The 13,171-nt window shown below is 68.8% G+C and carries 9 protein-coding genes; 1 reads left to right on the plus strand and 8 read right to left on the minus strand.

Annotated elements, in window-relative coordinates:
• Positions 1-33: 33 nt before the first annotated feature.
• Positions 34-882, minus strand: coding sequence for an alpha/beta hydrolase (locus LX88_RS22535; RefSeq protein ID WP_258949782.1), 849 nt, complete (start codon positions 880-882; stop codon positions 34-36).
• On the minus strand, positions 879-2,105 hold the full coding sequence (locus LX88_RS22540) for a metal-dependent hydrolase family protein (RefSeq protein ID WP_258949783.1): 1,227 nt from the start codon (positions 2,103-2,105) through the stop codon (positions 879-881). The genes LX88_RS22535 and LX88_RS22540 overlap by 4 nt, the downstream gene beginning before the upstream one ends.
• Positions 2,106-2,170: 65 nt before the next feature.
• On the opposite strand from LX88_RS22540, the gene LX88_RS22545 reads away from it, so the two are divergent.
• Positions 2,171-2,749: a TetR/AcrR family transcriptional regulator gene (locus tag LX88_RS22545; protein ID WP_258949784.1), complete on the plus strand. Its 579-nt coding sequence runs from the start codon at positions 2,171-2,173 to the stop codon at positions 2,747-2,749.
• A 12-nt stretch (positions 2,750-2,761) separates the two neighbouring features.
• Here the strand turns inward: LX88_RS22545 and LX88_RS22550 are convergent, their stop codons facing one another.
• The 6 genes from LX88_RS22550 to LX88_RS22575 form a co-directional block, all read right to left on the minus strand.
• Positions 2,762-3,985: a PP2C family protein-serine/threonine phosphatase gene (locus LX88_RS22550; protein WP_258949785.1), complete on the minus strand. Its 1,224-nt coding sequence runs from the start codon at positions 3,983-3,985 to the stop codon at positions 2,762-2,764.
• A gap of 140 nt (positions 3,986-4,125) precedes the next feature.
• A complete protein-coding gene (locus LX88_RS22555) occupies positions 4,126-7,425 on the minus strand; it encodes a discoidin domain-containing protein (RefSeq protein WP_258949786.1) in 3,300 nt (1,099 codons plus the stop codon).
• 25 nt (positions 7,426-7,450) lie between these two features.
• A complete protein-coding gene (locus LX88_RS22560; RefSeq protein ID WP_258949787.1) occupies positions 7,451-8,881 on the minus strand; it encodes a glycoside hydrolase family 43 protein in 1,431 nt (476 codons plus the stop codon).
• A gap of 27 nt (positions 8,882-8,908) precedes the next feature.
• A complete protein-coding gene (locus LX88_RS22565) occupies positions 8,909-11,395 on the minus strand; it encodes a glycoside hydrolase family 127 protein (RefSeq protein ID WP_258949788.1) in 2,487 nt (828 codons plus the stop codon).
• Positions 11,396-11,492: 97 nt separating this feature from the next.
• Complete coding sequence (locus LX88_RS22570; protein WP_258949789.1) at positions 11,493-12,329, minus strand: hypothetical protein; 837 nt, start codon at positions 12,327-12,329, stop codon at positions 11,493-11,495.
• Positions 12,330-12,357: 28 nt separating this feature from the next.
• The gene (locus LX88_RS22575) at positions 12,358-13,167 is read right to left on the minus strand and encodes a carbohydrate ABC transporter permease (RefSeq protein ID WP_258949790.1); all 810 of its coding nucleotides are present in this window, start codon (positions 13,165-13,167) and stop codon (positions 12,358-12,360) included.
• Between the last annotated feature and the right edge of the window lie 4 nt (positions 13,168-13,171).

Genomic DNA, 13,171 nt, shown 5'->3' on the forward strand with positions numbered 1-13,171 from the left:
TGCGTGATCGCCGTGGCTCAGCCGTTCTGGCGGTCACAGGGCGCGGCAGGTCCTGAGGTAGCTGAGGAACGAGGCCTGCAGGCCGGTCACGTGCGTTTCGCGCAGCACCTCGCTGGTGACGGCCGCGCCGCGGGAGGTCAGGCGGTGCAGGACGGTGGCCGCGTTCTTCGTGAGGTTCTGGTAGATGGGCACGTTTCCGAGGATTTCCCGGTCGTTGAAGGTCAGGTGGAGTTTGGCCGGCTGGTCGCCCAGTTCCTGGATTTGTGCGAAGACCTGGCTGTTCTCGCTGGCGACGCCTGGGCTGCCCGCTCCGATGGTGTCGAAGAGCGTGGTGCCGGTGAGCCAGGTGTAGAGGCTGAAGAGGCCGCCGTAGGAGTAGCCGAAGAGGCCGTGGCCGCTTGACGCCGTGCGGTAGTCGCGTTCGATTCGGGGGTGCAGTTCGGAGGTCAGGAAGTTCAGGAACGCGTCGCCCTGGGTGTCTCGCAGTTCGGCGACGTAGGCGTCGGCCTGCTCGCGGGTCGTGGTGCCCGTCTGGACTCCCATCTCCACCGCGTCTAGGAACTCCTGGGCTACGGGCTCGCCTGGGGGCACGAGGTCCCTGTTGCGCAGCCTTGCCCAGTGTTCCGCTTCCTCGCCGGCGTAGCCGACGCTGACCTGGATGTACGGCTTGATCCTTTGCATGGGGTCCTGCTGGGTGATGATGAGCGGGGCCGTCAAGCCCACCGCCCAGTTGCCGTCGAGCACGTAGACGACGGGTGCCTGCGCTGTGGCCGGGTCGTAGTTCGGCGGCCTGGTGACCCAGACGCCGTAGTCGTGTCCGCCGCTGGAACGCAGCTCGAAGTAGTCGGTGTCGGCGAGGCAGCCGTGCCACATGGTGCTCATCGGAGGTCCTTCACAACACGTCCTGATTGGACGACTAGTACGGCGTTGACGGGGTCGGTGAAGATGTTCGGGTCTTCGAGCGGGTTTCCGTTCCAGAGCACGAGATCTGCCTGCATACCGGGAGCGATGACGCCGGCCTCGGGCAGACCGAGGATCTCGGCGTTGGTCTTCGTGGCCGCCACGAGAACTTCCATCGGTGTCTCGAGCTGTGCGCGCAGTCCGAGTTCCACGCCGCGGCGGTCCTGGGCCGGGCCGATGAGGTCGGAACCCAGCCCGACGCGCACGCCGGCCTCCTTGGCGACGGCGAGCGCCCTGGCCATCCGTTCCCGCACCCCTGCCACACGATCGCGTGCCGATTCGTCCAGGCCGGCTGCGGCCGGGTCGTGCAGCAGCCGCTCGACGACGGCGAACGTGGGCACGAGCGCAACCCCGTGAGAGGCCATCAGGGCGGCTGTCGGGTCGTCCAGATCCGTGCCGTGCTCGACGCAGCGCGCCCCGGCTTCGACGGCGTTCCGGATGCCTTCGTTGTTGTGGGCGTGCACCGTCACGTAGGTGCCGCGCGCCGCGGCTTCCTGCACGGCGACGGCGATCTCCTCGACGGTGAACTGGGTGTCGGTCAGCCGGTCCGCGCCGCCCACGACTCCGCCGGTCACGCAGAGCTTCAGGAACGACGCCCCGCGCCGGAACGCCTCGCGCACGTTGCGCCGCAGCTCGTCCGCGTTGCCCGCCATCATGGACAAAGCGCACAGCCCAGGAACGTGATGGCTGCTCCACAGCTCGGTGGGCTCCCACTCGGCTCCGTAGTAGCCGTGGCCGCCGGTCTGGCACTGAACTGGCCCGCACGACAGCACACGTGGCCCCCTGACCTTGCCCTTCGCGATCGCGGTGACGACACCGCCGTCGATGCCGCCGGTGTCCCGCACGGTCGTGAAGCCTGCGTCGAGCGCCGCGCCGGCCGTGGCGAAGATGTCCGCCGCGATCTCGGCGGCACTGATCTGGAACGAGAACTGCGGCTGGACCAGGCTCGACAAGCCGAGGTGGACGTGGGCGTCGATCAGGCCGGGCGTCATCGTCAGCCCGTCGGCGTCGAGCCGCTCACCGTTCGCGCCGGAGGCACCGAGCTCGGTGATGCGCCCGTCCTCGACCGTGACCGCGACGGCCGGGAACGGATCGCGGCCTGACCCGTCCACGACCGTCGCGCCCACCACCTGGAAACGTCCCACGAGCCCTCCGGTCGATTATCCAATGGAAAAATCTCTTGTCCAATGGATAAACTACGGGGGTGGTCATGTCAAGCACGGCACGCAGCGGCGATGCACGCGAGCGCCTCCTGGCGCGTCTCCTCGACGTCTTCGACGAAGGCCTCCCGCCTCCGGAGACCTCACTGCGCGAGATCGCGGCCCGGACCGAGACCAGCCACGCGCTCCTGCGGTACCACTTCGGGTCGCTCACGGGCGTCCTGGCGGCCATGCTCGCGGCACAGCGGACCCGCGACAACGAGGCGCTGTTCCGCGACGCCGGGCAGGGCACCTTCGACGACCTCGTCCTGGCGATCTGGCGGGCCTACACCCGCCCGGAGCAGCTGTCGCGCGTCCGCGGGTTCTTCCACGTGGTGGGGCTGGCCGCGTACAGCCCGGACGACTTCAGCGAGTTCATCTCGTCGCTGGACGACCTCACCAGGATGCTGGCCTCGCTGGCGGAACGCGAAGGGCTCGACGCCGGGGCAGCGCTGACCAGGGCCACCGTCGCCGTCGCCGCGATCCGTGGCCTGTTGCTGCAGGAGGTCCTGACGCCGGGGGCGTGCTCGAAGGACGCGGTCGCGCTGATCCTGGGCATGAGGGGGGAGCGGTCCGGTCCCAGGGCTTGAACTCAGGCGCGCTCAGGAGGCTGGGCGCGAGGGCGAGGCGGAGTCCGTGTCGGCCCCGTTGTCCGCTTGGCGTTCGGTGCGGCCGATTCCGTGCCAGTCCAGGCAGAGCACGGTGGCGTCGTCCTGGAGGTGATCGCGGTAAGCGCCCCTCACCGCCCTGGTCGCCGCCCGCACCACCTCCCGGGGATGCAGTGCTTCGGTGTTGCGGAGCAGCGCGGGGAGGTCGACGGCTTCGGCGTCGCGTTCGAACATGCCGTCGGTGAGCAGCATCAGCCGGTCTCCGGGGCGCAGGTTCAGCCGTTGCACGCGGTAGGCATGCGGTTGGACGCCGAAGAGCAGGTCGATCTTCAGCTCGAGCTCGGTCACCGCGCCGTCGCGCAGCAGCAGTGGTGCCGGGTGACCGGCGTTGACCAGTTCGACCGCTCCGTCGCGCAGGTCCACGCGCACCAGCAGCCCGGTCGCCAGTGCTCCCAGGCGGTGGTCCAGCAGGGCGTGGTTGGCCTGCTGGGCCTGCTTCACCAGGTCGTCACCCGCCCGGCGGGCTCTGCGCAGCGCGCCGACCAGCAGGGTCGCCGTCATCGCCGAGCCCACGTCGTGGCCGACGGCATCGGTCATCGACAGGTGCAGGACGTCGCGGTCCAGGGCGTAGTCGTAGGTGTCGCCGCCGATGTCGTGGGCGGGCACCAGAGCGCCGGCCACGGTGAACTGGGCGGCCTCGCAGCAGGACGCCGTGGGCAGCAGCTGGTGCTGGATCTCCGCTGCCAGGCTCATCGGCGTCGTGCGCCTGCCGGAGTGGTAGAGATCGGTGAAGCGGCGGTCGGTGACTATCACGTAGGCCAGCGCGTGCGCGGCCTCCCCCAGCTGCGACAGCACCTCCTCGTCGAGCATGGGCACCGTCACCTCCAGCACCCCGACGCAGTCGCCGCGATTGGTCACCGGCAGCACCACCCGCACCCCGCCGCCGTCCGGCCCCTGCCACGGCCGCTGGGTGCGCAACACCTCTTCGTAGACGCTGTCCCGCAGATCAACGCTCTCCGCGCCGCGCCCGGGAAGATCACGGGTGGTCGAAGCCAGCCGCACCAGCCGCTCGTCACCGACGTCGATCAACAGGAACGACACGTCGACGGCCTCGAACCGCTTCGCCAGGTCCCGTGCGACGACCTCGACCGACTCCACCGGCGGTGCGCTCTCGGCCGCTGCCAGCACATCACCCGGTCGCAACACATCGCCATCCACGGGCAACCTCCGAGCAGTTGGGACCACCCTAACCGCATCACTCGCCCAGGTTGAACACATGGAGGTCACCGGCGAAATGTCCACCACGTGGGGTGGCCCGCTGAGCGGAGCGATGCCCGCCCAGCGGATCCTGACGCCGGTCAGCCGAAGGCCTTCACCTCCAGCACGCCGACCGAGTTCGCCCCGCTCTGGAGCACGGCCCGCAACCGGGTGGTGCTCACCGCGGGGAAGGTGACCTGGTTGTACTGGTCGATCGCGGCCGGGTAGCCGCTCGCTCCCGGCACGTCCGCGTAGGCGGTGCCGGTCCAGTACTGGAGCTTCCACGACGCGGGCAGGCGCACTCCCCCGTTGTCGTCGAAGAAGTAGACCTGGGCGGACTTCACGGTCTGCGCCGCCGCCCAGGTCAGTTCACCCCACTGCTCCCCGGTGTTCGGCCACGTTCCCCACCGCGGGTTGACCGTGTCGTTGGACGAGGGCGGATCGATCCCGTCGTTCAACGCGGTCACGCTCTCCCACGCCGACGTGTAGGACGCCGACGGGGTCGCGGTCAACGCGAGGTTCGTCGTCGGACCTGGATCTGTTCCACCGCCCCGGTTGTAGACCTTCACCTCGGTCAGCGCGGTCTTGAAACCCGGCGCGTGCGTCATCTGCACCCGTATCCGCTGCGCGCCCACCGGGGTGAAGCGGACGACGTTGTAGTTGGCCTTCGGGGTGCCGGGCGATCTCGACTGGGCGGCGGCGTCGACCCACGCACCGCCGTTCCAGTACTGGACGTTGTACGAACTGGGCGCCCGGTAGCGGTTTCCTGCGCGGTCGTCGCGGAAGTACAGCCGCACCTCGTCGACCGTGCGGGACTGCCGGAGGTCCAACTCGTACCAATCTGTGCCGTTGGGCGAGCCGGAACTGCCCCAGACCGGGTCGTTGATCGGGAACCCGTCCACCGCCGCACCGGTCGAGGTGCCCGAGGCCGTGTACGACGCGGACACGCCCGCGCCCTGGGCCAGGTTGGGGGTCGCCGATGTCAGGTCGGCGCCCGCCTTGGCGAACACGTCGACCATGCGGCTGCTGTTCTGCACGACGTTCGGCGGCGCCTGCGCCCCGGAGATCGCCGTGCTGTAGTTGACCACCCCGGCTCCGGACGGGAACGTGACCGAGCCCGTGGCCGGGTTGTAGAGCACCTTGGTGAGGCGGTCGACGGTGAAGGCGCGCGTTCCGTTGAGGTACACGGAATAACCCTGGGGAACGCCTGCGTAGCGCGTGACGCCGTCGGCGGGGTCGTCCCACACGACGCTGAGGTCCATGTTGCGCCAGCGTAGGTTGTTCACCGCGAACTGCGACCAGCCGATGTTGATCGGCGCCAGCTCCACTTGGGCGTCGTTGCGCGGACGCAGACCGGCGACGTCCTCGATGACGGTCCAGTTGCTGCTGCCGAGGATGTTGTGGTGGATCCACGACCGGTAGTCGATGGTGCGGGTGCCGGCGTTCCAGTTCGCCCAGAACTCGTTGGCGTCGGGCCATTGCGTGTTGCCGCCGACGTACTGGGACCAGGCGTTCCAGTAAAGCAGCTTCTTGTAGTCCTCGTTGGACATCCACTGGTTCGGGTAGTTGCGCAGCACCGAGGAGTACAACCGGAACTGCACCGTCGAGTTGATCGTGGAGAAGTTGTTGCTGCCGGGGAAGCCCGCCGCCGCAGCGGCCGCCTTGTCGCGCTGGTTCGCGGTGTAGAACGGGTAGACGGGGTACTCGGCCGGGTCGTCGAACAGCCGCAGGGCCTCGCGGTACTGCTCGGTGCTGGGCATCATGCCCACCGAGTACGGGTAGTAATTGTTGATCTCCTTCCACGGCACGTGCGCGTTGGTGGCGACGTGCTTGTGCTCCAGCAACCTCCGGCCGGGGTTCCACAGCGTGGTGATCACGCCGTTGCGAATGCGGTCGGCCAGCGCCTGCATCTCGTTCGCCTTGGCGGTGTTGCCGACGGTCGCGTAGGCCTGCTGCGCGGCCACCGCGCCGCTCCAGACGTACGCGGTCTCGGCGCGGTCGAGCTTGCCCGCGCGCCAGTCGAAGGAGACCGCGTCCGCGTCGTTGCCGGTCAGCGCGCCCCAGTCGTACTCGATGACACCGTTGTTGTTGGAGTCGTAGTAGGACAGCTGGCCCTTGGCGTCGCCCTCGGCGTACCTGGCCAGGGTGCCGGCGATCACGGGCTGGCCGCCGTGGACCTGGTAGCTGCGCCACGCGGCCTCGGAGATGTACTGGGTGTAGGAGTTGGACCAGTTCTCCGGGTCGCCGGGGTTGTCCATGAACCGGCCGCCCCTGGACGTCTGGCCCGCCGACAGCCACGGTCCGTAGGAGAAGACCGGGTCGCGCAGGTACTTCAGGTCGTCGATGTGCATCGGCTGCGTCAGCGCGATCGCGTTGTTGTAGCCGGTGACGCCCTCGATCGAGACCGGGAACTGGTAGTCCTGGCCGGGGATGTCGACGTCGAGGTAGTTGTACCGCATCAGCCACCAGCGGTAGTAGATGTTCTTCTTGATCGCCGGGTCCGGTACGTCGATGTAGGGGATGTTGTCGGCCCACCAACGGTTGTAGGCCCGCACGTGGGTCGCGAACGCGGTCGCGGGGGTGTGGCCGCGGTAGGCGTTGTACTCCGTCGCCGACTCGGGGATCTCGTCGGTGAGGAACCCCATCACGACCTTGGTCGTCGCGGTCTGCCCCGCGGCGACGGTGATCGATCGGTCCAGGCCGCCGACCGCGACGGTGAACCCGTCACCGGACAGGCGTGGGCGGATGGTGGTCAGGTTGTTCTTCACGAGCCTGCTGCCGGTCAGCTCGGAACCGGAGGCGGTGGTCGCGTAGGGCGAGGTCGCCCGCAGTTGCAGCGTGGAGGACGCGCTGCCGTTGTTGGTGATCGTCAGGTTCGTGACGGCGACGTTGTTGTGGGTGATGAACTTCGCCATGTCGACCCGCAGCGATCCGCTGGTGAACACGCCCCTCCAGTGGCTGGGCGTCTGGACGCGGCCGCTGACCTGCTCGGCGAACGTCCCCGGCGAGATCGTGACGGCGTAGGCGTTCTGGCTGCTGATGTTGTCCCAGTAGGCCGCGTTGCCGCCGAAGCCGATGACACCGGGGTCGTGGGTGTTCATGTACAGGCCGCGGCCGCGGGTCATCAGCCACGTGCCCGCCGGGTCGTTGCCGGGCCGGGCGAGCAGCCGGTCCATCCAGAAGTCGGTTCCGGCGCTTTCCGCGTCGTAGATGGCCTTCATGGTGCTGCCGGTGCTGTAACCGACCGGTGGGGCGGGGATGGCGGGTCCGGAGAACGTGGGGTAGCCGATGGTCTGCGCCGCCTGCGCGGTGGTCGTGGCGACCGCGGCACCCGTCAGGACGAGGATCGCGGCGGGCAGCACCGTCCACCTCGACCGCTTGGCGCGTCTGATGAGGGTCATGTCGTGCACCTCCGGGAACGAGCGGTCAGGCCTGGAACGCTTGCCATTCCAGGACTCCGGTGGAGTGGTCCGGCGCGGAGGTGATGCTCAGCCTCAGCCGGGTGGTGGTGACGGCGGTGAACGTGGTGGTGTTGAAGGTGTTGCCCGCGACCCCGCAGCCCGACTGGCCGGGCACCGGCACGTAGGCGCTGCCGTTCCAGTACTGGACCTGGCAGGAGGCGGGCAGGTCGATGCCCTGGCCGTCGTCGAACCAGTAGGTGGCGACCTTGTTGATCGACCGGCTGGAAGGCCACGTGTACTCGACCCACTGCGTGCCGCGCTCCGGCCAGTTGCCGTACGCCAGGTTGCCGCGGTCCGCCGAGTTCGCGGGCACGCCGCCGTTGTTGATCGCCGCCAGGTTCTCCCACGCCGAGACGAACGAGGTGGACCGGGTCGCCGACGGCGCGATGTTGGTGCCAGGCCCGGTTCCCGTGCCGGGGTTGGGCGGTGGCCCGGTGGTGGTCTGGGTGACGCGTTGCATCGTGCCGTCGGCGTTGAAGTGCAGCAGGTCGACGGCGACGGACCGGCGGAAGTTGCCGCCTCCGGGCGCGTTGGCGTTGTGATAGACCATGTACCACTGCCCGTTGAACTGGACGACTCCCGCGTGGTTGGTGGTCGAGGAGACCTGGCCGAGCACGACGCCGCGGTGCGTCCACGGGCCGAGCGGACTGGTCGCGGTGGCGTACCGCTGGCAGGCGTAGCTCGACGACGTCACGCAGCCGTTGGTGTCGTTGGCGGCGTAGACCATGTAGTAGAGGCCGTTGCGCTTGAACATCCACGGCGCTTCCCAGTAGTCCGTCAGCCCCGTGGGCGTGACGACCGGGCCGTCCAGCTCGATCATGTTCGGCTTGAGCTTCACCGCGCGGACACCCCAGTAGCCGCCCCAGTACAGGTAGGCCTGGCCGTCGTCGTCGGTGAACACGGTGGGGTCGATGTTGAGGCCCGACGAGTTCGGGGTGCTGTCGCTGACCAGCGGCCCGCCCTTGGCGTCGGTGAACGGGCCGAGCGGGCTGTCGCCGACGGCGACGCCGATGTCCATCCACCCGGCGCCGTTGCCGTTGACCGAGGTGTACCAGTAGTACTTGCCGTTGCGGGGTTCCACCTCGCTGGCCCACGCGTCCGCGCCGGCCCACTTGAACGTGCCGATGCCGGCCTTGGCGCCGTGGTCGGTCCACGAGGCGGCGTCGGTCGACGAGAGCACCCGCCACTCCCGCATGAGGAAGTTGTTGCCTCCCAGCGCGGCTTCGTCGCGGCCCGCGTAGACGTACAGGGTGTTGCCGACGACGAGTGGCGCCGGGTCTGCGGTGTAGTAGGAGGTGACGATCGGGTTCGACGCGTGGGCGGAAGGCGGGACGAGCGCACTGGTCACGAGTGCGATCGCGGCGCCCAGCTTCACCGCCCTGTGCCGGAACGGCATGGCTTCTCCTTCAGGCTGGAGGAAGTGCTACTGGCCGGTCGCGTGCAGGTCCGCGACGTCGGCCGCGGACAGGGCGCGGCTGTACACGCGGAAGCCGTCCACCGCGCCGTCGAGGTAGGGGTCGCCCGCGTACTGCGAGCGCCCGATCCAGTTCTGGCCCGTGCCGCCGAGCGCTGCCGGGCGCACCGTCATCGCGGAGTTGCGCGCGACCTCGGCGCCGTTCACGTGCAGGACGCCCAAGTCTCCCTGCTGCGTCACGGCCACGTGCGTCCACACCCCGGCCGGCAGCGGGGACGGAGCGTTGATCTGCTGCTCTCCCGCGGCGCCGGTGGCGGTGATGGCGAACCGGGCGCCACCGGCAGAACTGCGCGGGGTGAGGAACAGGTACGCGCCGGTGCCCGCACCGAAGTCGAACACCCGCGCCCACGTGGTGACCGCGTCGAGCTTCACCCACGCCGTCACGCTGAACGCGGTCGCGCCCGCCAGCAGCCCTGACGGGAGCACCACGTGCGCGCCGGAACCGGAGAGGTCGACAGCGGCGCCGGAGCGTCCCGTGGTCCACCCGGCGCCGCCTGCCAGGGTGGCGGTGCGGCCGTTGCCCGTGGCGTCCGCGGCGGTGGTGCCCGATCCCGCGTCGAAGGGGTAGTGCGCCACGAACGGCGGAAGTTGTGGTGTCTCCCCAACGTTCCAGTAGACGGTGTACCGCTGGCCGTGCAGCCGGTAGAAAGGCGAGAGCGTCACCGGGCCGGTGCTCGCGGTGGCCGTGTACTGCAACGGGGTCTGGGTCGCCCGGAGCGTCGACGCCTGCAGGGTGGGCATCGTCGTGAGGTTCGTGGTGCCGTAGGCGCCCGCGAGCACGATCGGACCGTGCTTCACCGCCTGCACGGCCGGGTTGTCAGGGGTGCTCTCCCTGGTGAGGGTCATCGGCAGGGTGAGGTCGACGACATCCCCGCTCGCCCACGTCCGGTTGATCCGCGCGTAGGTGCCGGGTGTGGTGGCGGGTTGTGCCACGCCGTTGACGCGGAGTTGGGCTCCCGTCGCCCACGAAGGGATGCGGACGCGCAGGTCTATTGCGCCCGAGCCGGTGATGGTCAGCTTCGTGGACGCGGCGTCGGGGAACGTGGTGTCCTGCCGGACGGTGATGCCGCGGCCCGGCCAGGTCAGCACCGACGGGATGAAAAGGTTGACGTGGAGGGTGTTGCCGGAGTGGAAGTAGATGCTGTCGGCGTGCTTGGTGTTCGTCTCCATGCCGGTGCCGTGGCAGCAGGTGAAGTCGTTGTAGTCGTTGCTGTAGGTGCGGATGCCGCCCGGTCGCAGCGGCACGTAGTAGCTGTGGTGCCCGTGCGCGGAGTTCGGGTTCTGGCCGCCGAGCAGGTGGTTGTACAGCGCCTTCTCGTGGAAGTCGAAGAGGTCCGCGCGACCGGGCTGGGTGCGGAAGAGCTGCCGGGTCAGCTTGAGCATGTTGTAGGAGTTGCAGCACTCGCAGGTGCTGTCCGACAGCTCCGACGCGATCCTGCCAGGGGCTTTGAAGTACTCGCCGTTGGAGTTGCCCCCGATGGCGTAGGTGTGCCGGCCGGTGACGATGGTCCAGAAGTTCGCGGCGATGTCGCGGTATCGGGTGGTGCCGGTGGCGTGGTACTCGCGGATGGCCCCGATCGCCTTGGGGATCTGGGTGTTGGCGTGGTAGCCGTTGAGCGCGTCGGTGTTCGCCGCGAGGGGGTCGAAGATCTCGGCGTGGTCGAAGTACTGGGCGCTCGTCAGGTGGTCCGGGTCGCCGGTGACCTGGTACAGGTTGGCCAGGACCTCGTTCATGCCGCCGAACTCCGTCTGCAGCATGGCTTGGCGGCGGGCGTAGGTCAGGGCGCTGTTGCGGGTCCGCACCCAGCCCGCCATTCGGGTGAGCACGGTGAGGGCCTGGGCGTTGCCCGCGAGCAGGTGGACGTCCAGCAGGCCGGCCATGATCTTGTGCAACGTGTAGTAGGGCGCCCACACCGGCTCGCGGGCCTCGACACGGGCGATGAAGCTCTCGGGGAACGCGGACAGGTAGCCGGAGGTGAAACCCGCTGTCTGGGCCCGGTCCTGACAGGTGGCGAGCTGGGCGACGAGGCAGTTGGCCTTGGTGGAGAACGCCGTGTCGCCGGTGCTCGCGTAGGCCTGCGCCAGCGCGGTGAGCACGTGGCCCGTGGAGTGCCCGCGCAGTTCGGTGGTGGGCGACTCCCATCCTCCACAGGGGACGGCCGAAGAGGACAGTCCGACGTTGAGCCGGAACGTGCGCAACAGCCGGTCGGGGTCGAGGAACTTCAGGTAGGCGTGGGTGCGGGCGGTGCTGGACTGGAACGGGCCCGCGAGCAGGGCCACCGCGCCGAGCGGGAAGGGGTCCGCCGACACGCCGGCGTCCGGGCGGGCCGCGGCGCCGGAAGCGCGGGCAGCGGTGGGGAACGTGCCCGTGGCCGTTGCGGCGACGAGCATCCCGGCCCGCAGGACGGACCGGCGGCTGGGGGTGGGCAGGGACATGCGCGTCACCTTTCAGGGGGATGACACGAAAAAGGGCAGGGCGAGGCCACCGTCCCGTGACGCGGCAGGGATCACGGGACGGTCGCGCGGGGGGAGATCAGAGGCCGTAGCGGTTCTTCAGGTGACGCCACCAGTCGCGCAGCATCCACTTGTCGAACTCGGTGATGGTGGCGGAGCTGCCCGCCTTCATGATGAAGTTGCTGACACCCGACGGCGTCCAGTCGTAGAAGTCGTCGAGCCCGAACGTGTGGCCTATCTCGTGCAGCAGGATCGTCACGCTGTCGGCGTTGAGGTTGTTCAGGAAGTACTCGCTGCCCATCCGCTGGCCCCAGTCACCGCCGGCTCCGCCGCCCATCCCGGCGGTCAGCCACAGCGACTGGTCGTAGTGCCGGGCCACCCCACCGGGGCAGTTGCGGTACTGGCCGTCGCGGACGAAGAACCGGCCGCACGGTTCGGCGCACTGCGGCGCGTTCTCGCGGATGTTGCCGACGTAGATGTCGACCGAGTTGTCCGTCCACTGCAACTGCGCGCGGTCGCGCACCGCCCAGCCGACGACCTTGATCGGCACGGTGGCGTAGGGCCAGTTGTTGTGGCCCGCCATGACGTCCATCCACTTCTTGTACTGGCGGGCGAGCTGGGCGTGGATCTGGTCGCGCTGGGCGGCGGAGACCCTGGCGGGCGAGTCCCACCGCACGCAGAAGTTCAGGTAGCCGCCGTTGGCGAAGACCTGGTCCCAGCCGTAGTTGCGGAAGCCGTAGAGGTTGCCGTAGGTGCTTTCCTGGTGTGACCACACCTGGTTGAGCGGGGTGACGAGGTTGGCGGGCGGGTTCCAGGTGTCCGCCGCCGTGATCGTAGCGGGACCGGCCTGGGCGACACCCGCGCCGGTCGCGACGAGGACGCAGGCGAGTAGGAGCTCTTTCCACAGTCGTATCACCGTTGATACTCCTTGCAGTAGCAGGGATTCAGCCTTTCAGTGCACCGGAGGTGAACCCGCGCACGTAGCTGCGCTGCATGAAGGCGAACAGCAGGAGACAGGGCACGGCCATGAAGACGACGCCCGCTTCCAGTGCGGCGTAGTCGATCGAGCCGTGACTCGCGGTGCGCAGGTTGACCACGGCGAGCGTGGTGGTGAACTTGTCGGTCGAGTTGAGCAGGATCAGCGGTGCGAAGAACTCGCTCCACGACGTCAGGAACGCGAAGAGCCCCACCGTGATCAGCCCTGGCCGGACGGCGGGCAGCATGATCCGCACCAGCGTGCCGAAGGTGGTGCAGCCGTCAACACGTGCGGCCTCCTCCAGTTCCAGGGGGACGGCCTCGAAGGAGTTGCGCATCATGAAGATCGAGAACGGCAGCTGGAACATGATCAGCACCAGGCTCAGCCCGATCAGCGAGTCCTCCAGACCGAGCCAGCCCAGCAGCACGTACAGCGCGATCAGGATCGTCGCGTACGGCACCATCAGGATCGCCAGCGTGAGCAGGAACAGCGCGTCGCGGCCGGGGAACCGGAACCGGCCGAACGCGTAGCCGCCCAGCGTCGCGACGAACAACGTGCCACCGACGGTCAACGCGCTGACCGCGAGGCTGTTGAGCACGTGGTAGGGCCGGATGCCGTTGTCGGAGGTGAAGAGCCGGTCGTAGTTCTCGAGCCCGAACCCGGTGTCCGTGCGCACCGACGCCCACCCGCTCCACAGCAGCGGGAACAGGAACAGGATCGCGAGTGCCGCGCCGGTGACGTAGTAGCCCCACCGCGAGCCGGTGCTGGATCCGGGCATGGCT

This window comes from Lentzea californiensis (assembly GCF_024648825.1).
GTDB classification, from domain to species: Bacteria; Actinomycetota; Actinomycetes; order Mycobacteriales; family Pseudonocardiaceae; genus Lentzea; species Lentzea californiensis.

Bases quoted from the DNA above. Each gene is read 5' to 3' on its own strand.
- LX88_RS22535 (WP_258949782.1), bottom strand. From the start codon at position 882: ATGAGCACCATGTGGCACGGCTGCCTCGCCGACACCGACTACTTCGAG.
- LX88_RS22545 (WP_258949784.1), top strand. From the start codon at position 2,171: ATGTCAAGCACGGCACGCAGCGGCGATGCACGCGAGCGCCTCCTGGCG.
- LX88_RS22555 (WP_258949786.1), bottom strand. From the start codon at position 7,425: ATGACCCTCATCAGACGCGCCAAGCGGTCGAGGTGGACGGTGCTGCCC.
- LX88_RS22560 (WP_258949787.1), bottom strand. From the start codon at position 8,881: ATGCCGTTCCGGCACAGGGCGGTGAAGCTGGGCGCCGCGATCGCACTC.
- LX88_RS22565 (WP_258949788.1), bottom strand. From the start codon at position 11,395: ATGTCCCTGCCCACCCCCAGCCGCCGGTCCGTCCTGCGGGCCGGGATG.
- LX88_RS22575 (WP_258949790.1), bottom strand. From the start codon at position 13,167: ATGCCCGGATCCAGCACCGGCTCGCGGTGGGGCTACTACGTCACCGGC.